Source organism: Myceligenerans halotolerans (assembly GCF_054782975.1).
On sequence record NZ_BAAGRL010000060.1, the window covers coordinates 1 to 965 of the forward strand.

1 protein-coding gene is annotated in these 965 nt (G+C 62.2%); it reads right to left on the bottom strand.

The genetic code is table 11. The features are described from left to right. Positions 1-5 precede the first annotated feature (5 nt). Positions 6-602 (bottom strand): hypothetical protein, encoded by a 597-nt coding sequence (locus ACYVK5_RS24880; protein ID WP_460708778.1) that lies wholly within the window; start codon positions 600-602, stop codon positions 6-8. Between the last annotated feature and the right edge of the window lie 363 nt (positions 603-965).

Consider the following 965-nt stretch of genomic DNA (forward strand, 5'->3'; position numbering starts at 1 on the left):
GAACATCACAGAAAGAAGTCATCAAGGCGTGAACGCGTCTCATTTGACTTGACAACTACCGGGTGCTCCGTCGGCGGGATCTTCATCATCAGCGCGTAGATCTCGCACGCCTCGGCGGCAGTGGGACCGCGATCTGAGTCGAGGATGGTCTCAGCCTGTTCGACACGCGCAGTTTGGTCGTCGTCATCGAACTCGCCACTCTCTCGTAGTTCGGCCAGCCAATCTGATGTGCCGATCTGCTCGGCGAGCGTCATCCACTCTGGGACCGTGGTCGACATCAAGTGCACTCGTTCACCGAGGTCGGAGGTCCATAGACAGGTGATCTGTCCTGATGTTTCGCCCTCTTGCGGTTCACCGAGTGCGCCAGAGATAACAGCGTTGAGCGGCCGATCGTCAACCTCGCACAGGTTGGTCGGCATCGAGGGCATCAGCACAGGCGTGTTGGGACCTGCCTCGTTGCCGACGGAATGACCGCTGCCGCAGGCTGCGAGGAGCAGCACCACCGCTGACGTTGACAACGATGCTCCGAACCGGGCGCGCTTCGGCAGCCCTTCCGATATCAACGGGATCGTGGGCTTCTCGGGCACGTGGTCGGCATTCACAAACCGTGCAGTCTACTGATGGAGCACCGGTACAGTCCCGGTGTCCGGCCAGGGACGCCGTCCCTCGATCCTCTTGTCTCCAGCGGATGCCCGCCGGAGGCTTCAGGCGCGACGTGCAGGCACCCGAGTCAGGAGTGGGGTCTCTTCCAGTTCACAGCGCCCCACTTCTCGAACGAGGCTTCGACCAGGCCGTAGTCGCGTCGCATACGAGGCCTGCGCGCATCGATGAGCGGCCAGTCACCCAACGCCCGGTCCCAAGCGTCAGGACTCGAATCCAGCCCTGCACCGAGCAACTGGCCAGATGTGCCTCCCCTCGTAGCGTAGAGACGTCCGCCAATTTTGGAGGTGGGCGGTATGGCCAGG